Source organism: Streptomyces sp. SYP-A7185, from assembly GCF_046103685.1.
Lineage (GTDB): Bacteria > Actinomycetota > Actinomycetes > Streptomycetales > Streptomycetaceae > Streptomyces.
Genome location: NZ_CP122310.1, coordinates 6,551,524 through 6,566,696, shown reverse-complemented (window position 1 = coordinate 6,566,696; position 15,173 = coordinate 6,551,524). Strand labels below are relative to the sequence as shown.

Annotated in this window: 18 protein-coding genes and 5 tRNA genes; 6 read left to right on the top strand and 17 right to left on the bottom strand. The window is 69.6% G+C overall.

What is annotated here, in order from left to right; translation table 11 throughout:
- Positions 1–46: 46 nt before the first annotated feature.
- Positions 47–280, top strand: coding sequence for an Lrp/AsnC ligand binding domain-containing protein (locus QBL25_RS28985; RefSeq protein WP_361720591.1), 234 nt, complete (start codon positions 47–49; stop codon positions 278–280).
- 20 nt (positions 281–300) lie between these two features.
- Positions 301–789 carry a DUF3515 domain-containing protein gene (locus QBL25_RS28980; protein WP_409059894.1) on the top strand — a complete coding sequence of 163 codons (489 nt, stop codon included), beginning with the start codon at positions 301–303 and terminating at the stop codon, positions 787–789.
- Positions 790–805: 16 nt separating this feature from the next.
- On the opposite strand, the gene QBL25_RS28975 is transcribed toward QBL25_RS28980, so the two are convergent.
- From QBL25_RS28975 to QBL25_RS28965, 3 genes are read right to left on the bottom strand one after another with little or no spacing between them, the layout of a single operon-like run.
- Positions 806–1,984 (bottom strand): D-alanine--D-alanine ligase family protein, encoded by a 1,179-nt coding sequence (locus QBL25_RS28975; protein WP_409059893.1) that lies wholly within the window; start codon positions 1,982–1,984, stop codon positions 806–808.
- Between the two features lie 34 nt (positions 1,985–2,018).
- A complete protein-coding gene (locus tag QBL25_RS28970; RefSeq protein ID WP_409059892.1) occupies positions 2,019–3,029 on the bottom strand; it encodes an NAD(P)H-dependent glycerol-3-phosphate dehydrogenase in 1,011 nt (336 codons plus the stop codon).
- Positions 3,026–3,829 (bottom strand): lysophospholipid acyltransferase family protein, encoded by an 804-nt coding sequence (locus QBL25_RS28965; RefSeq protein WP_409059891.1) that lies wholly within the window; start codon positions 3,827–3,829, stop codon positions 3,026–3,028. The genes QBL25_RS28970 and QBL25_RS28965 overlap by 4 nt, the downstream gene beginning before the upstream one ends.
- 159 nt (positions 3,830–3,988) lie before the next feature.
- Between QBL25_RS28965 and cofC the strand changes: the two genes are divergently transcribed.
- Positions 3,989–4,624, top strand: coding sequence for a 2-phospho-L-lactate guanylyltransferase (gene cofC / locus QBL25_RS28960; RefSeq protein WP_409059890.1), 636 nt, complete (start codon positions 3,989–3,991; stop codon positions 4,622–4,624).
- Positions 4,625–4,637: 13 nt separating this feature from the next.
- Positions 4,638–4,841 (top strand): hypothetical protein, encoded by a 204-nt coding sequence (locus tag QBL25_RS28955; RefSeq protein WP_409059889.1) that lies wholly within the window; start codon positions 4,638–4,640, stop codon positions 4,839–4,841.
- A gap of 140 nt (positions 4,842–4,981) precedes the next feature.
- Here QBL25_RS28955 and QBL25_RS28950 read toward each other — a convergent pair whose 3' ends face one another.
- The 4 genes from QBL25_RS28950 to leuC all read right to left on the bottom strand — a co-directional run bounded on the left by QBL25_RS28950 (position 4,982) and on the right by leuC (position 8,372).
- Positions 4,982–5,680, bottom strand: coding sequence for an HU family DNA-binding protein (locus tag QBL25_RS28950; protein ID WP_409059888.1), 699 nt, complete (start codon positions 5,678–5,680; stop codon positions 4,982–4,984).
- 173 nt (positions 5,681–5,853) lie between these two features.
- The gene (locus QBL25_RS28945) at positions 5,854–6,090 is read right to left on the bottom strand and encodes a hypothetical protein (protein ID WP_409059887.1); all 237 of its coding nucleotides are present in this window, start codon (positions 6,088–6,090) and stop codon (positions 5,854–5,856) included.
- Between the two features lie 249 nt (positions 6,091–6,339).
- Positions 6,340–6,933 (bottom strand): 3-isopropylmalate dehydratase small subunit, encoded by a 594-nt coding sequence (leuD, locus tag QBL25_RS28940; protein ID WP_409059886.1) that lies wholly within the window; start codon positions 6,931–6,933, stop codon positions 6,340–6,342.
- A gap of 5 nt (positions 6,934–6,938) precedes the next feature.
- Positions 6,939–8,372 (bottom strand): 3-isopropylmalate dehydratase large subunit, encoded by a 1,434-nt coding sequence (leuC, locus tag QBL25_RS28935; protein ID WP_409059885.1) that lies wholly within the window; start codon positions 8,370–8,372, stop codon positions 6,939–6,941.
- Positions 8,373–8,552: 180 nt separating this feature from the next.
- Here leuC and ndgR point away from each other — a divergent pair, with 180 nt between their 5' ends.
- Positions 8,553–9,269, top strand: coding sequence for an IclR family transcriptional regulator NdgR (gene ndgR, locus QBL25_RS28930; protein WP_053137572.1), 717 nt, complete (start codon positions 8,553–8,555; stop codon positions 9,267–9,269).
- Positions 9,270–9,357: 88 nt separating this feature from the next.
- On the opposite strand, the gene QBL25_RS28925 is transcribed toward ndgR, so the two are convergent.
- Positions 9,358–9,816, bottom strand: a complete 459-nt coding sequence (locus tag QBL25_RS28925) for a DUF4188 domain-containing protein (RefSeq protein ID WP_409062812.1) — start codon at positions 9,814–9,816, stop codon at positions 9,358–9,360.
- Between the two features lie 154 nt (positions 9,817–9,970).
- Between QBL25_RS28925 and QBL25_RS28920 the strand changes: the two genes are divergently transcribed.
- Positions 9,971–10,633 (top strand): MerR family transcriptional regulator, encoded by a 663-nt coding sequence (locus QBL25_RS28920; protein ID WP_409059884.1) that lies wholly within the window; start codon positions 9,971–9,973, stop codon positions 10,631–10,633.
- Positions 10,634–10,729: 96 nt separating this feature from the next.
- Here QBL25_RS28920 and QBL25_RS28915 read toward each other — a convergent pair.
- The 9 genes from QBL25_RS28915 to QBL25_RS28875 all read right to left on the bottom strand — a co-directional run bounded on the left by QBL25_RS28915 (position 10,730) and on the right by QBL25_RS28875 (position 14,691).
- A tRNA-Glu gene (locus tag QBL25_RS28915) sits at positions 10,730–10,802 on the bottom strand.
- 22 nt (positions 10,803–10,824) lie between these two features.
- Positions 10,825–10,896 (bottom strand) — tRNA-Gln (locus QBL25_RS28910).
- 28 nt (positions 10,897–10,924) lie between these two features.
- A tRNA-Glu gene (locus QBL25_RS28905) sits at positions 10,925–10,997 on the bottom strand.
- Between the two features lie 62 nt (positions 10,998–11,059).
- Positions 11,060–11,132: transfer RNA gene (locus QBL25_RS28900), tRNA-Glu, on the bottom strand.
- A gap of 21 nt (positions 11,133–11,153) precedes the next feature.
- Positions 11,154–11,225, bottom strand: a tRNA-Gln gene (locus QBL25_RS28895).
- A gap of 87 nt (positions 11,226–11,312) precedes the next feature.
- Positions 11,313–12,038, bottom strand: coding sequence for an HAD family hydrolase (locus tag QBL25_RS28890; protein WP_409059883.1), 726 nt, complete (start codon positions 12,036–12,038; stop codon positions 11,313–11,315).
- A 109-nt stretch (positions 12,039–12,147) separates the two neighbouring features.
- On the bottom strand, positions 12,148–13,629 hold the full coding sequence (gene gltX, locus QBL25_RS28885; protein ID WP_409059882.1) for a glutamate--tRNA ligase: 1,482 nt from the start codon (positions 13,627–13,629) through the stop codon (positions 12,148–12,150).
- Entirely contained in the window at positions 13,622–14,410 is a 789-nt protein-coding gene (locus tag QBL25_RS28880; RefSeq protein ID WP_409059881.1) for a fumarylacetoacetate hydrolase family protein, read from the bottom strand. Before QBL25_RS28880 ends, gltX begins: the two co-directional genes overlap by 8 nt.
- A gap of 80 nt (positions 14,411–14,490) precedes the next feature.
- Complete coding sequence (locus QBL25_RS28875) at positions 14,491–14,691, bottom strand: hypothetical protein (RefSeq protein WP_409059880.1); 201 nt, start codon at positions 14,689–14,691, stop codon at positions 14,491–14,493.
- Positions 14,692–15,173: the final 482 nt, after the last annotated feature.

Here is a 15,173-nt window from a genome sequence, read left to right as displayed (position 1 = left end):
GCGTCCCTTCTCCCCACATGATCCTCGTGGCCGCCCTGGAGGTTCCGTGGTACAGGCGTACATCCTGATCCAAACAGAGGTCGGCAAGGCGTCGACCGTCGCCGAGCTGATCGGCAAGATCGCGGGAGTGATCCAGGCCGAGGACGTGACCGGACCCTACGATGTCATCGTGCGCGCCCAGGCGGACACGGTCGACGAACTCGGCCGCATGGTGGTCGCCAAGGTCCAGCAAGTGGACGGCATCACCCGCACCCTGACCTGCCCCGTCGTGCACTTGTAGCCCCCGTCTACCCTTGGCCGGTGAAGATTTCCCGTCGCCGGCGTCGCTGCCTCGTCACCGTCCCCGTGCTCGCACTCCTGATCGCGTCCGCGGGCTGCTCCTCAGCAGACGAATCGGTGAAGGCAGCGGTTCCCACCCCGGACGGCAAGGTCACCGAACTGTGCCGGAACCTGGACAAGCGGCTGCCGAAGAAGGTGGACGGTCTGCGGCGTGCCGACCCCGAGCCGGAGTCGGAGTTGACCGCCGGGTGGGGAGACCCGGCGATCATACTGCGCTGCGGTGTCGCCAGACCGCCGGAGATGAACGACCCGGAGTCCGACGGCGTGACCGTGGACGGCGTCAACTGGCTGCTCGACGAACAGGACGACGGGTCGTTCCGCTTCACCTCCACGCTGCGCAAGGCGTACGTGGAGGTGACGCTGCCCAAGGAGCGCGCGGGGGACGGCGTCGGTCCGCTGACGGACTTCGCCGTCCCCGTCAAGAAGGCCATCCCCAAGGGGATCGCCTAGCGTCCGGTACGGCGGTCTAGCGGAGCCCCGTCGAGCGGTCGAGGGCCGCCTGGACGAGGCGGTCCACCAGCTCGGGGTAGCTGATCCCGCTGGCTTCCCACATCTTCGGGTACATCGAGATGGGCGTGAAGCCCGGCATCGTGTTGATCTCGTTGATCACGAACCCGTCCTCGGTGAGGAAGAAGTCCGCGCGCACCAGGCCCTCGCAGGACGTGGCCTCGAAGGCCTCGACGGCAAGGCGCTGGATCTCGGCGGTCTGCTCGGGCGTCAGCGGGGCGGGCACGATCCCGGGCGTCGAGTCGATGTACTTCGCCTCGAAGTCGTAGTAGTCGTGCGACTGCACCGGCGGGATCTCCGCGGGCACGCTCGCGCGCGGGCCGTCCTCGAACTCCAGGACGCCGCACTCGATCTCACGGCCGCGCAGAAGCGATTCGACCAGGATCTTCGGGTCGTGGCGGCGGGCCTCCTCGATCGCCTCGTCGAGGCCCTCGAAGGAGTCGACCTTCGTGATGCCCATCGAAGAGCCCCCGCGCGCGGGCTTGATGAACAGCGGCCAGCCGTGCTCGCCGGCGAACTCGGCGATCTTCTTGCGGGCGGCCTGCTGGTCGCGGTCCCACTCGCGCGGGCGGATCACCAGGTACGGGCCGACGGGCAGCCCGAAGGAGATGAAGACCCGCTTCATGTACTCCTTGTCCTGGCCGACGGCCGACGCGAGCACTCCGGCGCCCACGTAGGGCACTCCGGAGAGCTCCAGGAGCCCCTGGAGGGTGCCGTCCTCGCCGTAGGGGCCGTGGAGCATCGGGAAGACGACGTCGACCTCGCCGAGCGCCTTGGGCACGGAGCCCGGCTCGCTGTAGACGACCTCGCGGTTGTTGGGGTCGAGCGGCATCACGACGCCGCCGTCGGCCGACTCGGCGAGCTGGGAGACGTCGGGGACCCGGCGGTCGGTGATCGCCATGCGGTCGGGATCGTCGGCGGTCAGGGCCCAGCGGCCGTCCGTCGTGATGCCGATGGGCAGGACGTCGTACTTGGTGCGGTCGATGGCACGCAGCACGGCGCCCGCCGTGACGACCGAGATGCCGTGCTCCGAGCTGCGGCCGCCGAAGACGACGGCCACACGGGGCTTGCGGAGCGGCAGCTCAGAGCTCTGCTCGGGGCGCGGCTCGGGGCTCTGGGGGAGGTTCTCGCTGCTCATATCGGCTTGAGGGTACCCGGTGGTCCGGGGAGAGTCAGCGGCGCTCGGGCTTGGCGCTGCGTGACATCAGCTCCTTGAGGGCGACGACCGGCGGCGTCCCCTCGTGCACGATGCCCACGACCGTCTCGGTGATGGGCATGTCGACGCCGTGCCTGCGGGCCAGATCGAGCACCGACTCGCAGGACTTGACGCCTTCCGCGGTCTGCTTGGTGACCGCGATGGTCTCCTCGAGGGTCATGCCCTTGCCGAGGTTCGTGCCGAAGGTGTGGTTGCGCGACAGCGGCGACGAGCAGGTGGCCACCAGGTCGCCCAGGCCCGCGAGTCCGGAGAACGTCAGCGGGTCGGCGCCCATCGCCATGCCCAGGCGCGTCGTCTCCGCGAGGCCGCGCGTGATGAGCGAGCCCTTGGTGTTGTCGCCGAGGCCCATGCCGTCCGCGATGCCGACGGCGAGCCCGATGACGTTCTTGACGGCGCCGCCGAGTTCGCAGCCGAGGACGTCCGTGTTGGTGTACGGGCGGAAGTACGGGGTGTGGCAGGCGGTCTGGAGGCGCTGCGCGATCGATTCGTCGCGGCAGGCGACGACCGCCGCGGCGGGCTGCCTGGCGGCGATCTCGCGGGCCAGGTTCGGGCCCGTGACGACGGCGACGCGGTCGGCGGCGACCTTCGTGACGTCCTCGACGACCTCGCTCATCCGCATCGCGGAGCCCAGTTCGACGCCCTTCATCAGGGAGACGAGCACGGTGTCGGGGGCCAGCAGCGGCGCCCACTCGGCGAGGTTCGCGCGCAGCGTCTGCGAGGGCACGGCGAGCACGGTGAAGTCGGCGCCGGCGGCGGCCTCGGCCGGGTCGGTGGTCGCCCTGAGGCTCTCCGGGAGTTCGACACCGGGGAGGTAGTCCGGGTTGGTGTGCGAGGAGTTGACGGCGTCGGCGAGTTCGGCGCGCCGGGCCCACAGGGTGACGTCGCACCCCGCGTCGGCGAGCACCATGCCGAAGGCCGTGCCCCAGGAGCCCGTACCAAAGACGGCGGCCTTCACCGGGTTCGTCACTTGCTGTCCTCCGTGGTGTTCTCGGGGGTGTTCCCGGGGGCGTTCTCGGGGACGCCGGCAGCGCTCCGGTCCGCCGCCTTGCGGCGCTGCGCCAGCCGCGCGCTGCGCGGGTCGTACGGGGTGCCGGGGGCCTTCTCCTGCCGGATCTCCTCCAGGAGTTCGGTGACCGCGGCCATGATGGTCTCGGTCACCTGTCGCAGCACCTCGGGGGTGGGTTCCCGGTCGTAGAAGCGCGAGAGGTCGACCGGCTCGCCCGCGAGCACCTGGAGCGTCTTGCGCGGGAAGAGGCTGAGCTTCTTGCTGTACGGGGGAAGCGCGAGGTTGGCGCCCCACTGGGCGACGGGGATCACCGGGCACTGGGTGCGCAGGGCCACCCGGGCGGCACCGGACTTGGCCGTCATCGGCCACATCTCGGGGTCGCGGGTGAGGGTGCCCTCGGGGTAGAACGCCACGCACTCACCGCGCTCGATCGCGTCGACCGCGGCACGGAAGGCGTCGAGCGCGTTCGTGGTCTCGCGGTAGACGGGGATCTGGCCCGTGCCCTTCATGACCTTGCCGACGAAGCCGTCCTTGAAAAGGCCGTCCTTGGCCAGGAAGCGCGGGACCCGTCCGGTGTTGTACTGGAAATGCGCGTACGAGAGGGGGTCGATATACGAGTTGTGATTCACCGCCGTGATGAATCCGCCGTCGGCCGGAATGTGTTCCATTCCTCGCCAGTCCCGCTTGAACAGAACCACCAGCGGCGGTTTAGCGATGACCGCCGCCAGGCGGTACCAGAAGCCGATTCTGCGGCGGGACACTCGGACACCTTCCTCCATGAACCTGGTCGGCCGCACAAGTGTCGCCCCAGGCTGCCTGTCTGTCGAGAACACCGTACGCCCGCCCCCGGAACCCGGCCCCGGGAGTGCCCCGCCCGGCAGGTCACAATGAGCCCGACGCGAAGGACGGAGCCGCCACCCGTGCAGTGGACCCTGGTGATACCCCTGAAACCGCTGGAGCGCGCCAAGAGCAGGCTCACCGCCACCACCGGCGACACCCTGCGCCCGGGCCTCGCCCTGGCCTTCGCGCAGGACACCGTGGCCGCCGCGGCGGCCTGTCCCGCGGTGCGCGATGTGGTGGTAGTCACGGACGACGGCCTCGCCGGACGCGAGCTGGCGGCGCTGGGGGCCCGGATCGTCCGCGACGAGCCCGCGGGAGGCCTGAACGCGGCCCTGGCGCACGGGGCGGCGGCCGTGCGCGCCGGACGGCCGCAAAGCGCCGTCGCGGCATTGAACGCCGATCTCCCCGCGCTGCGCCCCGGGGAATTGGCACGGGTACTCGTAGACGCGGCAGGATTTACCCGTTCTTTCCTCGCGGATGCCGCCGGAATCGGTACGACTCTGCTCTCCGCGGCCCCCGGCGTGGAATTGCGTCCGGCATTCGGTGTGGCGTCGCGTTCCCGGCACGCGGACTCCGGGGCGGTGGAACTCGGGCTCGGCGGGGTGGATTCCGTGCGCCAGGACGTGGACACCGGCGACGACCTGCGGGCCGCGCTCGCGCTGGGGGTCGGGCCGCGCACGGCGGCGGCCGCGGCCCGGCTCCTGATCTCCGACTGAGTACGCTTCCCCCATGCAGGCGACCGCGTACACGTACGACTCCGAGACCCGCAGCGGCAGCGTGCTGCTCGACGACGGCACTCCGGTGCCCTTCGGCTCCCCGGCGTTCGACGCGGGGGGCCTGCGGCTGCTGAGGCCCGGCCAGCGGGTGCGCATCGAGGTCGAGGGCGAGGGCGAGGGCCGCCGCATCACGCTGGTGACGCTCCAGACGTTCTGAGGCGGGGGGTCAGGCCCGGAGCGTGAGCCCCCGGGGTCGGCCCGGAGCCGGCCCGCGGCCAGGGCGGAAGCCCCCTGAACGCGCCGCGGGCCGGGCTCCCGATGGGGAGCCCGGCCCGGCGCGTGAGTGCCCTCGTGCCCTTACTTCTTGCGGGCGGTCGCCTTCTTGGCGGTGGTCTTGCGCGCCGAGGACTTCTTGGCGGGCGCGGTCTTCTTGGCCGTGGCCTTCTTGGTGGCCGGCGCGGTCTTCTTGGCGGTGGCCTTCTTGGCGGCGGGGGCCGCCTTCTTGGCCGTGGTCTTCTTCGCCGTCGCCGTGGCCTTCTTGGCCGTCGCCGTCGCCGTCGCCTTCTTGGCGGTGGTCTTCTTGGCCGCGGACGCCTTCTTCGCGGTCGCCGTGGTCTTCTTGGCGGTGGCCTTCTTGGCGGTGGCGGCCTTCTTCGCCGTCGCCTTCTTGGCGGTCGTGGCCTTCTTGGCCGCGGCCTTCTTCACGGTCGCCGAAGCGCTGCCGCCCGAAAGGCTGCCCTTGGGGGCCTTCTTGACCGCGACGTCGTTCTTCGGGAGCTTCTTCGAGCCGCTGACCAGGTCCTTGAAGCCCTGTCCGGCGCGGAAGCGCGGAACCGAGGTCTTCTTGACCCGAACGCGCTCCCCGGTCTGCGGGTTGCGGGCGTAGCGGGCGGGACGGTCGACCTTCTCGAACGAGCCGAACCCGGTGACCGAGACACGGTCTCCGCTGACCACGGCACGGACGACTGCGTCCAGAACCGCGTCCACGGCGTCGGCGGCCTGCTGGCGGCCGCCCACCTTGTCGGCAATCGCTTCTACGAGCTGCGCCTTGTTCACGTCTTCCCCTTCGGAGACCTCGCCCGAGCGTATTCGCCAGGCTTTTTCGCACGTTAGGCAGATATATACCGCAAATCAAACACGAAACGGGCTAATCACCCTTGTGCCGCAACGAACTCGGCTGTCCATGAGTTCCTCGAGGGCTCCTCGAAAGGCCGTTTGAGCCTTCTGAGTCAGGTGTCTTCGGGGAATCGGCCCTCGGCCGCCTCGTCGATGGACTCCATCAATCGCTCCAGACGCCTTGCCGCATCGGCGAGATCGTGTTTGGCCGCGGCCGTAATGACCAGCAGCTTCCGGGTCAGCGCCATCCGTACGCCCTCCGGGACTTGCAGTGCACGCACTCGTGAGTGCGCTTCCTTCAGTTGGTCCGCAACAAGCCCGTAGAGCTTGAGTTGGCTGTCGCGTTCCATGCACCGATTGTGCCATCTGGGGCGAGTTGTCGCCTCCGCAGGGGGTAACTACCCACATCCGGCGCCCTCCTGAGGGTACCCGGTCGGACCGAGTACAAGGGGATTTCAAGCCTCTTCTGCCGTCCGGATCAAGGGAGTTGAGACCACCCGTTCAGGTCATCGGCACCCCGTCCGGGGCCGGACACAGATGTACCCCCAACCGTCCACGATTGGGGGTACACCAGGGTGCTGCGGGGGCCTGCGGGGGCGTCAGACCTGCACGGTCCGGGGCTTGTGCGAGCGCCGTCCGGCCTCGTAGGCGGCGATGTCCGGCTCGTTCTGGAGCGTGATGCTGATGTCGTCCAGGCCGTTCAGGAGCCGCCAGCGGGCGTTCTCGTCCAACTCGAAGTCGGCGGTGACCCCCTCGGCGCGGACTTGGCGATCCTGCAGGTCAACGGTGATTTCGGCCTGCGGGTCGGCCTCCGTCAGCTCCCAGAGCCGGTCCACGACCTTCTGGTCGAGCACCACGGTGAGCAGACCGTTCTTCAGCGAGTTGCCGCGGAAGATGTCGGCGAACCGCGAGGAGATGACGGTCTTGAAGCCGAAGTTCTGGAGCGCCCACACGGCGTGTTCGCGCGAGGAGCCCGTACCGAAGTCGGGTCCCGCGACCAGCACGGTGGCGCCCTGGCGCTCGGGCCGGTTCAGGACGAACTCGCCGTCCTTGCGCCAGGCCTCGAAGAGCCCGTCCTCAAATCCGTCCCGGGTGACCTTCTTCAGCCAGTGGGCGGGGATGATCTGGTCGGTGTCCACGTTGCTGCGGCGCAGCGGAACGGCCCGGCCGGTGTGCGTGGTGAATGCTTCCATGGCTCTCAGACTCCGGCGGTGACGGGGGCATCGGGGGCGTCGGTCAGGTCGGCGGGCGACGCCAGGTGGCCCGTGACCGCGGTGGCGGCGGCGACCTGGGGCGACACCAGATGGGTGCGGCCGCCCTTGCCCTGCCTGCCCTCGAAGTTGCGGTTGGACGTCGACGCGGAGCGCTCGCCGGGGGCCAGTTGGTCGGGGTTCATGCCCAGGCACATCGAGCAGCCCGCGTGCCGCCATTCGGCGCCCGCGGCGACGAAGACCTTGTCCAGGCCCTCGGCCACGGCCTCCAGGGCCACCCGGACGGACCCGGGCACGACCAGCATCCGTACGCCGTCGGCGACTTTGCGGCCCTCGACGATGGAGGCCGCCGCGCGGAGGTCCTCGATGCGGCCGTTGGTGCAGGAACCTACGAAGACGGTGTCGACCTTGATGTCGCGCAGCGCCTGCCCGGCGGTCAACCCCATGTACTCCAGGGCCTTTTCGGCGGCGTACCGCTCCGAGGCGTCTTCGTACGAAGCGGGATCGGGGACGTGTGCCGACAGCGGCGCGCCCTGGCCCGGGTTGGTGCCCCAGGTGACGAACGGGGCGAGCTTCGTGGCGTCGATGTAGACCTCGGCGTCGAAGACCGCGTCGTCGTCCGTCTTCAGGGTCTTCCAGTACTCGACGGCCGCGTCCCACTCCTCGCCCTTCGGGGCGTGGTCGCGGCCCTCGATGTAGGCGAAGGTGGTCGCGTCGGGGGCGATCATGCCCGCGCGGGCACCGGCCTCGATCGACATGTTGCAGATGGTCATGCGGGCTTCCATCGAGAGTTTCTCGATGGCCGGGCCGCGGTACTCCAGGACGTAGCCCTGGCCGCCGCCGGTGCCGATCTTGGCGATGATGGCGAGGATGAGGTCCTTGGCCGTGACGTCGTCGGGCAGTTCGCCGTCGACGGTGATGGCCATGGTCTTCGGCGGGGCCATCGGCAGCGTCTGGGTGGCCAGGACGTGCTCGACCTGGGAGGTGCCGATGCCGAACGCCAGCGCGCCGAAGGCGCCGTGCGTGGAGGTGTGGGAGTCGCCGCACACGACCGTGGTGCCGGGCTGGGTCAGGCCCAGCTGCGGGCCCACGACGTGGACGACGCCCTGCTCGACGTCGCCCAGCGAGTGCAGGCGCACACCGAACTCGGCGCAGTTCTTGCGCAGCGTCTCCAACTGCGCCCGCGAGACCGGGTCCGCGATGGGCTTGTCGATGTCGAGGGTCGGGGTGTTGTGATCCTCGGTGGCGATGGTGAGGTCGAGTCGCCGTACCGGGCGACCCGCCTGGCGGAGGCCGTCGAAGGCCTGCGGGCTCGTCACCTCGTGCAGCAGGTGCAGATCGATGAAGAGGAGGTCGGGCTCGCCTTCGGCGCGCCGGACGACGTGGTCGTCCCAGACCTTCTCCGCGAGTGTCCTACCCATCGCTTTCCCTCCGACCGGCTGTGTTGGGCCGGCCCAACTAGAGAATTGTTCGTCCACGCCCGTACCCCTCGTGCCGCGCGTGGACCGCTTTCCGTTGGTCCGCGGATCGCACGTACAGGGTGACGTGTTCCATCGAAAATTGAACTTGCGTTTCACAGAGTGAGACGCGAGTATCGACGCATGGACAACTCTAGCGGCGTCGGCGTTCTCGACAAGGCGGCTCTCGTCTTGAGCGCCCTGGAGTCCGGTCCGGCCACCCTCGCGGGGCTGGTCGCGGCCACCGGACTCGCACGACCCACGGCACATCGTCTCGCCGTGGCACTGGAACACCACCGGATGGTGGCGCGCGACATGCAGGGCCGTTTCATTCTCGGCCCGCGGCTCGCGGAACTCGCGGCGGCCGCCGGCGAGGACCGTCTGCTCGCCACGGCGGGCCCGGTCCTCACGCATCTGCGTGACGTGACGGGCGAGAGCGCGCAGCTCTATCGCCGCCAGGGCGACATGCGCATCTGCGTCGCCGCGGCCGAGCGCCTCTCGGGCCTGCGGGACACGGTCCCCGTCGGCTCGACGCTCACCATGAAAGCGGGCTCGTCCGCGCAGATCCTGATGGCCTGGGAGGAGCCGGAGCGCCTGCACCGCGGCCTCCAGGGCGCCCGCTTCACGGCCACGGCCCTCTCGGGCGTACGCCGCCGGGGCTGGGCCCAGTCGATCGGCGAGCGGGAGCCGGGCGTCGCGTCCGTCTCCGCCCCCGTGCGCGGCCCCTCGAACCGCGTGGTCGCCGCCGTCTCGGTCTCCGGGCCGATCGAGCGCCTGACCCGCCACCCGGGCCGCATGCACGCGCAGGCCATCATCGACGCCGCCGGACGCCTGTCCGAGGCCCTGCGCCGCACGGGCTGAGCCACCGCACCACCCGCAGACAGCACACGGAACGCCCGAGGGGCCGCCTCAACGCCGCGGCGGCCCCCCGGGCGTTCTTCTCATGCCCTCACGCCACCGTGAGGCGGTCGGCGGCCCGCTCCCCGCGGCGGCCCACCGGCACCACGCCGACGGCCCTGCCCAGACCGAACTCCGGCATGTTGATGTACACCGCCTCGTGGGCACCGGCCGGCACGACGTACGTCTCGTGCCAGAAGCCGACCTTCCCCTTGCCCTCCCGCAGCCGGCGGTTGAACGCGGCCCACGCGGGCCGGTGCTCCTTGTCCTGCGCCGACGCGTAGGCCAGGAGCTTCTCCGGCGACTCCCAGTACTGCACGACGTAGAACACCCGCGGGGGCCCGAGCAGCAGCTGGTGGTGCAGCATGCCGATCCCCCGGTCCTTCGACAGCTCCTCCAGCATCCGCGGCATGGCCCGGAAGACGGGCCACCAGCTGCGCAGGGCGCGGAAGTTGTTGATGCGCATCCCGATGGTGAAGACGGTGACGCCGCCCTGCGCGTCGGCGGTCATGCGCCCTTCGATCGGCTTGGTGCCCGCGTTGGTGCTCACGATGGTTCCCCCTTCAGAGAGCGTTGGATAGTCTCGCTATCCATGATTGGATAGTGCCACTCACCAAGTGAGAGCGCAAGAGGAAGCACGAGAAAGCACGAGGAGAAGCGAGCCGATGCGACTGGCGGAGCTGAGCACGCGCAGCGGGGTCTCGACGGCCACGATCAAGTACTACTTGCGCGAGGGACTGCTCCCGCCGGGCCACCGCGTGACGGCGACCCAGGCCGAGTACGACGAGAAGCACCTCCGGCGGCTGCGCCTGGTCCGGGCGCTCATCCAGGTGGGCCGGGTGCCGATCGCGTCGGCGCGGGAGGTGCTCACCGCACTGGAGGACGACTCCCTGGACCACAACTCCCGTCTGGGCACCGCGGTCTGGGCACTCCCCCACGGCCCCGAGCCGCTCGCCGGCGATCCGGCCACGGATGCGGCACGCCACACGGTGGACGCCCTCCTGGACCGGATCGGCTGGCGCGCCGGCCGGGGGTACGGGCCCGAGTCACCGGCGTACGGAATGCTCGTGACCGCGGTCGCGACGCTCGCCCGGCTCGGATACCCCTGCGCGGTCGACGACTTGGCGCCTTACGCGCGCTCCGCCGGTCAACTGGCCGTCGCGGACCTGGACCTGGTGGAGCGTCACGGGTCGCCGGACGAGCAGCTGGAGGCGGCGGTCGCCCTCACCGTGCTGTACGAGCCGGTCCTGCTGAGCCTGCGCAGGCTCGCCCAGGCCGAGGAGTCCAACCGCCGCTACGGACAAGGGGGTTCACCGGAGCAGGCGTGAGGGAGAAGAGCAGGCGTGCGGGAGAAGCGCCGGGCGCGCCCGGGGGAATACGACGAAGGGGCCCTCCCTCGCGGGAAGGCCCCTTGCCTGTTCGCGTACCCCCGACCGGATTCGAACCGGCGCTACCGCCTTGAGAGGGCGGCGTGCTAGGCCGCTACACAACGGGGGCTAGCTTGTCCTGCTGTACTGCGCTGGGCTACCAGGACTCGAACCTAGAACAACGGAACCAGAAACCGTCGTGTTGCCAATTACACCATAGCCCACTGTGGTCTAGACCAGCTAGACCCTGCGTACCCCCGACCGGATTCGAACCGGCGCTACCGCCTTGAGAGGGCGGCGTGCTAGGCCGCTACACAACGGGGGCCCTAGCGATCCTGCATCGGTGGCAGTGGGTGCGACCCGGACTGCTTCCATGGGAAGGATCTGTACCCCCGACCGGATTCGAACCGGCGCTACCGCCTTGAGAGGGCGGCGTGCTAGGCCGCTACACAACGGGGGCGTTGCAGATAAGCTCTGCGAGCTGGCCTACCAGGACTCGAACCTAGACTAACGGAACCAGAAACCGTCGTGCTGCCAATTACACCATAGGCCATCGATACGCAACCCCTTGCGGGAGTTTTGCTCGACTTGCGCTTCCTGGTCGGACCTTTCGGCCTTCTCGGGCGGCGCAGGAAGAACATTACCCGAAGGTGGACGGCGCTCCAAAACGGGTATCGGCGCGGAGCAGCGGCGGCAGCTCGGTGAGACGCGTGATGCGGTGTACGCCCGACGGGCCTTCCCGCGACGTGCTGTTGCGGTCGAGCCAGATCCCGAGAAGACCCGCGTCCCTGGCGCCCCGGGCGTCGATCTCCGGCTGGTCCCCCACGTACGCCACCTCGCCGGGTGCCAGGCCCAGCGCCCCGCACACCGCGAGGAAGGCCTCCGCCGCGGGCTTGGAGACGCCGAGTTCGGCGGCGCACAGGACGGATTCGAAGCGGTCGCGTACGCCGAGGACGCGCAGTTTGCGGTCCTGGACCGTCAGCGCGGAGTTCGACAGGACCGCGTGGCGGTAGTCGGCGGCGAGCTCGTCCAGGACGGGGACGGTGTCGGGGAAGAGCGTCCAGGCCGCTTCGTAATGTGTGAGGTATCGCTCGAACCAGGCGTCGGCCTCCTGGTCGGTCAGGACGGCGTCCAGGAACTCGCGCACCCGGTCGCGGCGCTGCGCCTCGAACGCGATGCCGCCGGCGCTGAAGCGGGCCCAGTGGCGCTCGGTGACCTCTTTCCACAGGGCGAGAGCGCGCTCGGCGGTCTGGTACCGCTCCATGATGCCCTCGGCGGTGAGGTGCGCGTGCATACCGGTGGTGTCGGCGTGCGCGTAGTCGAAGATCGTGTCGTCGATGTCCCAGACCACGGCTTTGATCGGCATGGTTCCGACGGTATCCGCAGCGGCCGCCCGGCAGGGGCCGAACGTGCACGAAGGGCCCGGGAGCCGTGGTGGCTTCCGGGCCCTTCGGGACCGTTTTTCGTGCGGGCGCCTACGCGGCCAGCTTCGCCAGCGCCGCGTCGATGCGGGACAGCGACCTCTCCTTGCCCAGGATCTCCAGGGACTCGAAGAGGGGCAGGCCGACCGTGCGGCCGGTGACGGCGACGCGGACCGGGGCCTGGGCCTTGCCGAGCTTGAGGCCGTGCTCCTCGCCGGCGGCCAGGACGGCCTCCTTGAGGGACTCGGGGGACGTCCAGTCGGCGGCGTCGAGCTTGGCGCGGGCCGTCGTCAGGAGGGCGGCGGGGTCGCCCTTGCCCATGGCCTTCGTCCAGGAGGCCTCGTCCTCGACCGGCTCCTTCAGGAACAGGAAGTCGACGTTCTCCGTGATCTCGGAGAGGACCTTGATGCGGGTCTGGGCGTGCGGGGCGATGGCCTCCCAGGCCGCCTCGTCGAAGTCCTCGGGCGCCCAGTTGGCGTGCGGGGCCCTCAGCCACGGCTCGCAGGCCGCCGCGAACGTCTTCACGTCCAGCATGCGGATGTGGTCGGCGTTGATCGCCTCGGCCTTCTTCAGGTCGAAGCGGGCCGGGTTGGCGTTCACGTCCGCGAGGTCGAACTTGGCGACCATGTCCTCGATCGAGAAGACGTCCTGGTCAGCGGAGAACGACCAGCCCAGGAGGGACAGGTAGTTCAGGAGGCCCTCGGGCAGGAAGCCGCGCTCGCGGTAGAGGTTCAGGGACGCCTGCGGGTCGCGCTTGGAGAGCTTCTTGTTGCCCTCGCCCATGACGTACGGGAGGTGGCCGAAGGCCGGGGCCTCCTTGGCGATGCCCAGGTCGGCGAGGGCGCCGTAGAGGGCGATCTGGCGCGGGGTCGAGGAGAGCAGGTCCTCGCCGCGCAGGACGTGGGTGATCTCCATCATCGCGTCGTCGACGGGGTTCACCAGGGTGTAGAGCGGTGCTCCGTTGGCGCGGACGATGCCGTAGTCCGGGACGTTCTCCGGCTGGACGGTGATCTCGCCGCGGACCAGGTCCGTGAACGTGATCGCCTCGTCCGGCATGCGGAAGCGCACGATGGGCTTGCGGCCCTCGGTCTCGTACGCGGCGCGCTGCTCGGCGGTGAGGTCGCGGCAGTGGCCGTCGTAGCCGGACGGCTTGCCGGCGGCGCGGGCGGCGTCGCGGCGGGCGTCCAGCTCCTCCGTGGAGCAGTAGCAGTAGTACGCGCGGCCGGCGTCCAGGAGCTTGTGCGCCACGTCCTGGTAGATGTCCATGCGCTGCGACTGGCGGTACGGCGCGTGCGGGCCGCCGACCTCGGGGCCCTCGTCCCAGTCGAAGCCCAGCCAGCGCATCGAGTCCAGCAGCTGCTCGTACGACTCCTCCGAGTCGCGGGCCGCGTCGGTGTCCTCGATGCGGAAGACCAGGGAGCCCTCGTTGTGCCGGGCGTAGGCCCAGTTGAAGAGAGCGGTGCGGACCAGGCCCACGTGGGGGTTGCCGGTCGGCGAGGGACAGAAACGGACGCGTACGGGGGTCGCGTTAGCCACGCTTGATCACCTTGTTGGTGAGAGTGCCGATGCCTTCGATGGTGACGGCGACCTCGTCGCCGACGTTGAGGGGGCCGACCCCTGCCGGGGTGCCCGTGAGGATGACGTCGCCCGGGAGCAGCGTCATGGCCTCGGAGATGTGCACGATCAGGTCCTCCACGGAGCGGACCATGTCGGTCGTACGCCCCAGCTGGCGCTGCTCGCCGTTGACCGTGCACTGGATGGTGAGGTCGGAGGGGTCGAGGTCGGTCTCCACCCAGGGGCCCAGCGGGCAGGAGCTGTCGAAGCCCTTGGCCCGGGCCCACTGCTTCTCGCGCTGCTGCACGTCACGCGCGGTGACGTCGTTGGCGCAGGTGTAGCCGAGGATGACGTCACGGGCGCGCTCGCGCGGGACCTCGCGGCACATCCGGCCGATGACGACGGCGAGCTCGGCCTCGTAGTGCACCTCCTGCGAGAAGGAGGGGTACGCGATGGCGTCGCCGGTGCCGATCACCGAGGTGGACGGCTTGAAGAAGGCGACCGGGACGTCGGGGACCTCGTTGCCGAGCTCCGCCGCGTGGTCCGCGTAGTTGCGGCCGATGCCCACGACCTTGTTGGGGAGCACCGGGGGCAGCAGCCTGACCTTGCTCAGCGGGACCTTCGTGCCGGAGAGCTCGAAGTCCGCGAACGGGATGCCCTTGATGATGTCGAGGACGAGCCCATCGGTCGTTCCGGGAGGGCTTTCGCCCTCGACCGCGCCGAAGGCGACGTTGCCGTCGATGGAGAACCTGGCGATGCGCACGTGAGCCTTGGCCCCTTGCTGGAATGGGTGGAGTCTGACACTCCAGGCTAACGCGGCAAGGGGGTCCGACCTCTCCCGTATTAACCCGCCACGGGGGCGGGCTGCTCCGGGGCGTCCATCAGGATCGTGCGCTTGGGGTTGGCCGTCACCGTCGGGAGCTCCAGCGCGTGGTCCGGCCGGTCGGCGGCCGGGGCGACCTCCTGCGCGTCCGTGAGGTGGGCGAGGGTGGTGCGGCGCGGGTTGGCTATGTTGCGGAACATCGCCGACTTCACAGTCTTCATCTGGTGTTCGGACCCTGTCAGTTGAGGCGTCGGGCGGAGGACGCGGGTTGTCGGATTCGCCATCCCTGTAAAGCGTCAGGCTAAACATCCAATTCCCGGCCAAAGCCCGGATGAGGCCTTGATCTTCATGTGAGTTTGCTCACGAGCTAGCGGGCAAATGGGTCAATTCAGGCCCGTGAAGGGCTTGTTGGAATCGGACATTGCGCCACTGAAGCCATCATTCCGCTCCCGATCATGAACACTGGGACACCCCGCACCCGCAGGTTTCCTGGGTTCAATCGACCGTTTTGCCCCGTATCACTTTCTACGTCTCGTGACGCGCCACTCACGCCTAGTCACGGAGGTCGCGGCGCGACACACGGGCCTTGTTGGAGATCCTGCACTGTGCTGGAATTCCCGGGACCGCCGCGGGATCGAACCGGCGCGCAGGGGCGCAACGCAGCGCCGAGTGGCGGCGGGAAAGGGGAGCCAGCGCCGGTCAC

Bases quoted from the DNA above. Each gene is read 5' to 3' on its own strand.
- QBL25_RS28920 (WP_409059884.1), top strand. From the start codon at position 9,971: ATGCGACTGGCGGAGCTGAGCACGCGCAGCGGGGTCTCGACGGCCACG.
- leuC (WP_409059885.1), bottom strand. From the start codon at position 8,372: ATGGGTAGGACACTCGCGGAGAAGGTCTGGGACGACCACGTCGTCCGG.
- QBL25_RS28925 (WP_409062812.1), bottom strand. From the start codon at position 9,816: ATGACCGCCGACGCGCAGGGCGGCGTCACCGTCTTCACCATCGGGATG.
- QBL25_RS28875 (WP_409059880.1), bottom strand. From the start codon at position 14,691: ATGAAGACTGTGAAGTCGGCGATGTTCCGCAACATAGCCAACCCGCGC.
- leuD (WP_409059886.1), bottom strand. From the start codon at position 6,933: ATGGAAGCATTCACCACGCACACCGGCCGGGCCGTTCCGCTGCGCCGC.
- QBL25_RS28945 (WP_409059887.1), bottom strand. From the start codon at position 6,090: ATGGAACGCGACAGCCAACTCAAGCTCTACGGGCTTGTTGCGGACCAA.
- QBL25_RS28955 (WP_409059889.1), top strand. From the start codon at position 4,638: ATGCAGGCGACCGCGTACACGTACGACTCCGAGACCCGCAGCGGCAGC.
- ndgR (WP_053137572.1), top strand. From the start codon at position 8,553: ATGGACAACTCTAGCGGCGTCGGCGTTCTCGACAAGGCGGCTCTCGTC.
- QBL25_RS28890 (WP_409059883.1), bottom strand. From the start codon at position 12,038: ATGCCGATCAAAGCCGTGGTCTGGGACATCGACGACACGATCTTCGAC.
- QBL25_RS28975 (WP_409059893.1), bottom strand. From the start codon at position 1,984: ATGAGCAGCGAGAACCTCCCCCAGAGCCCCGAGCCGCGCCCCGAGCAG.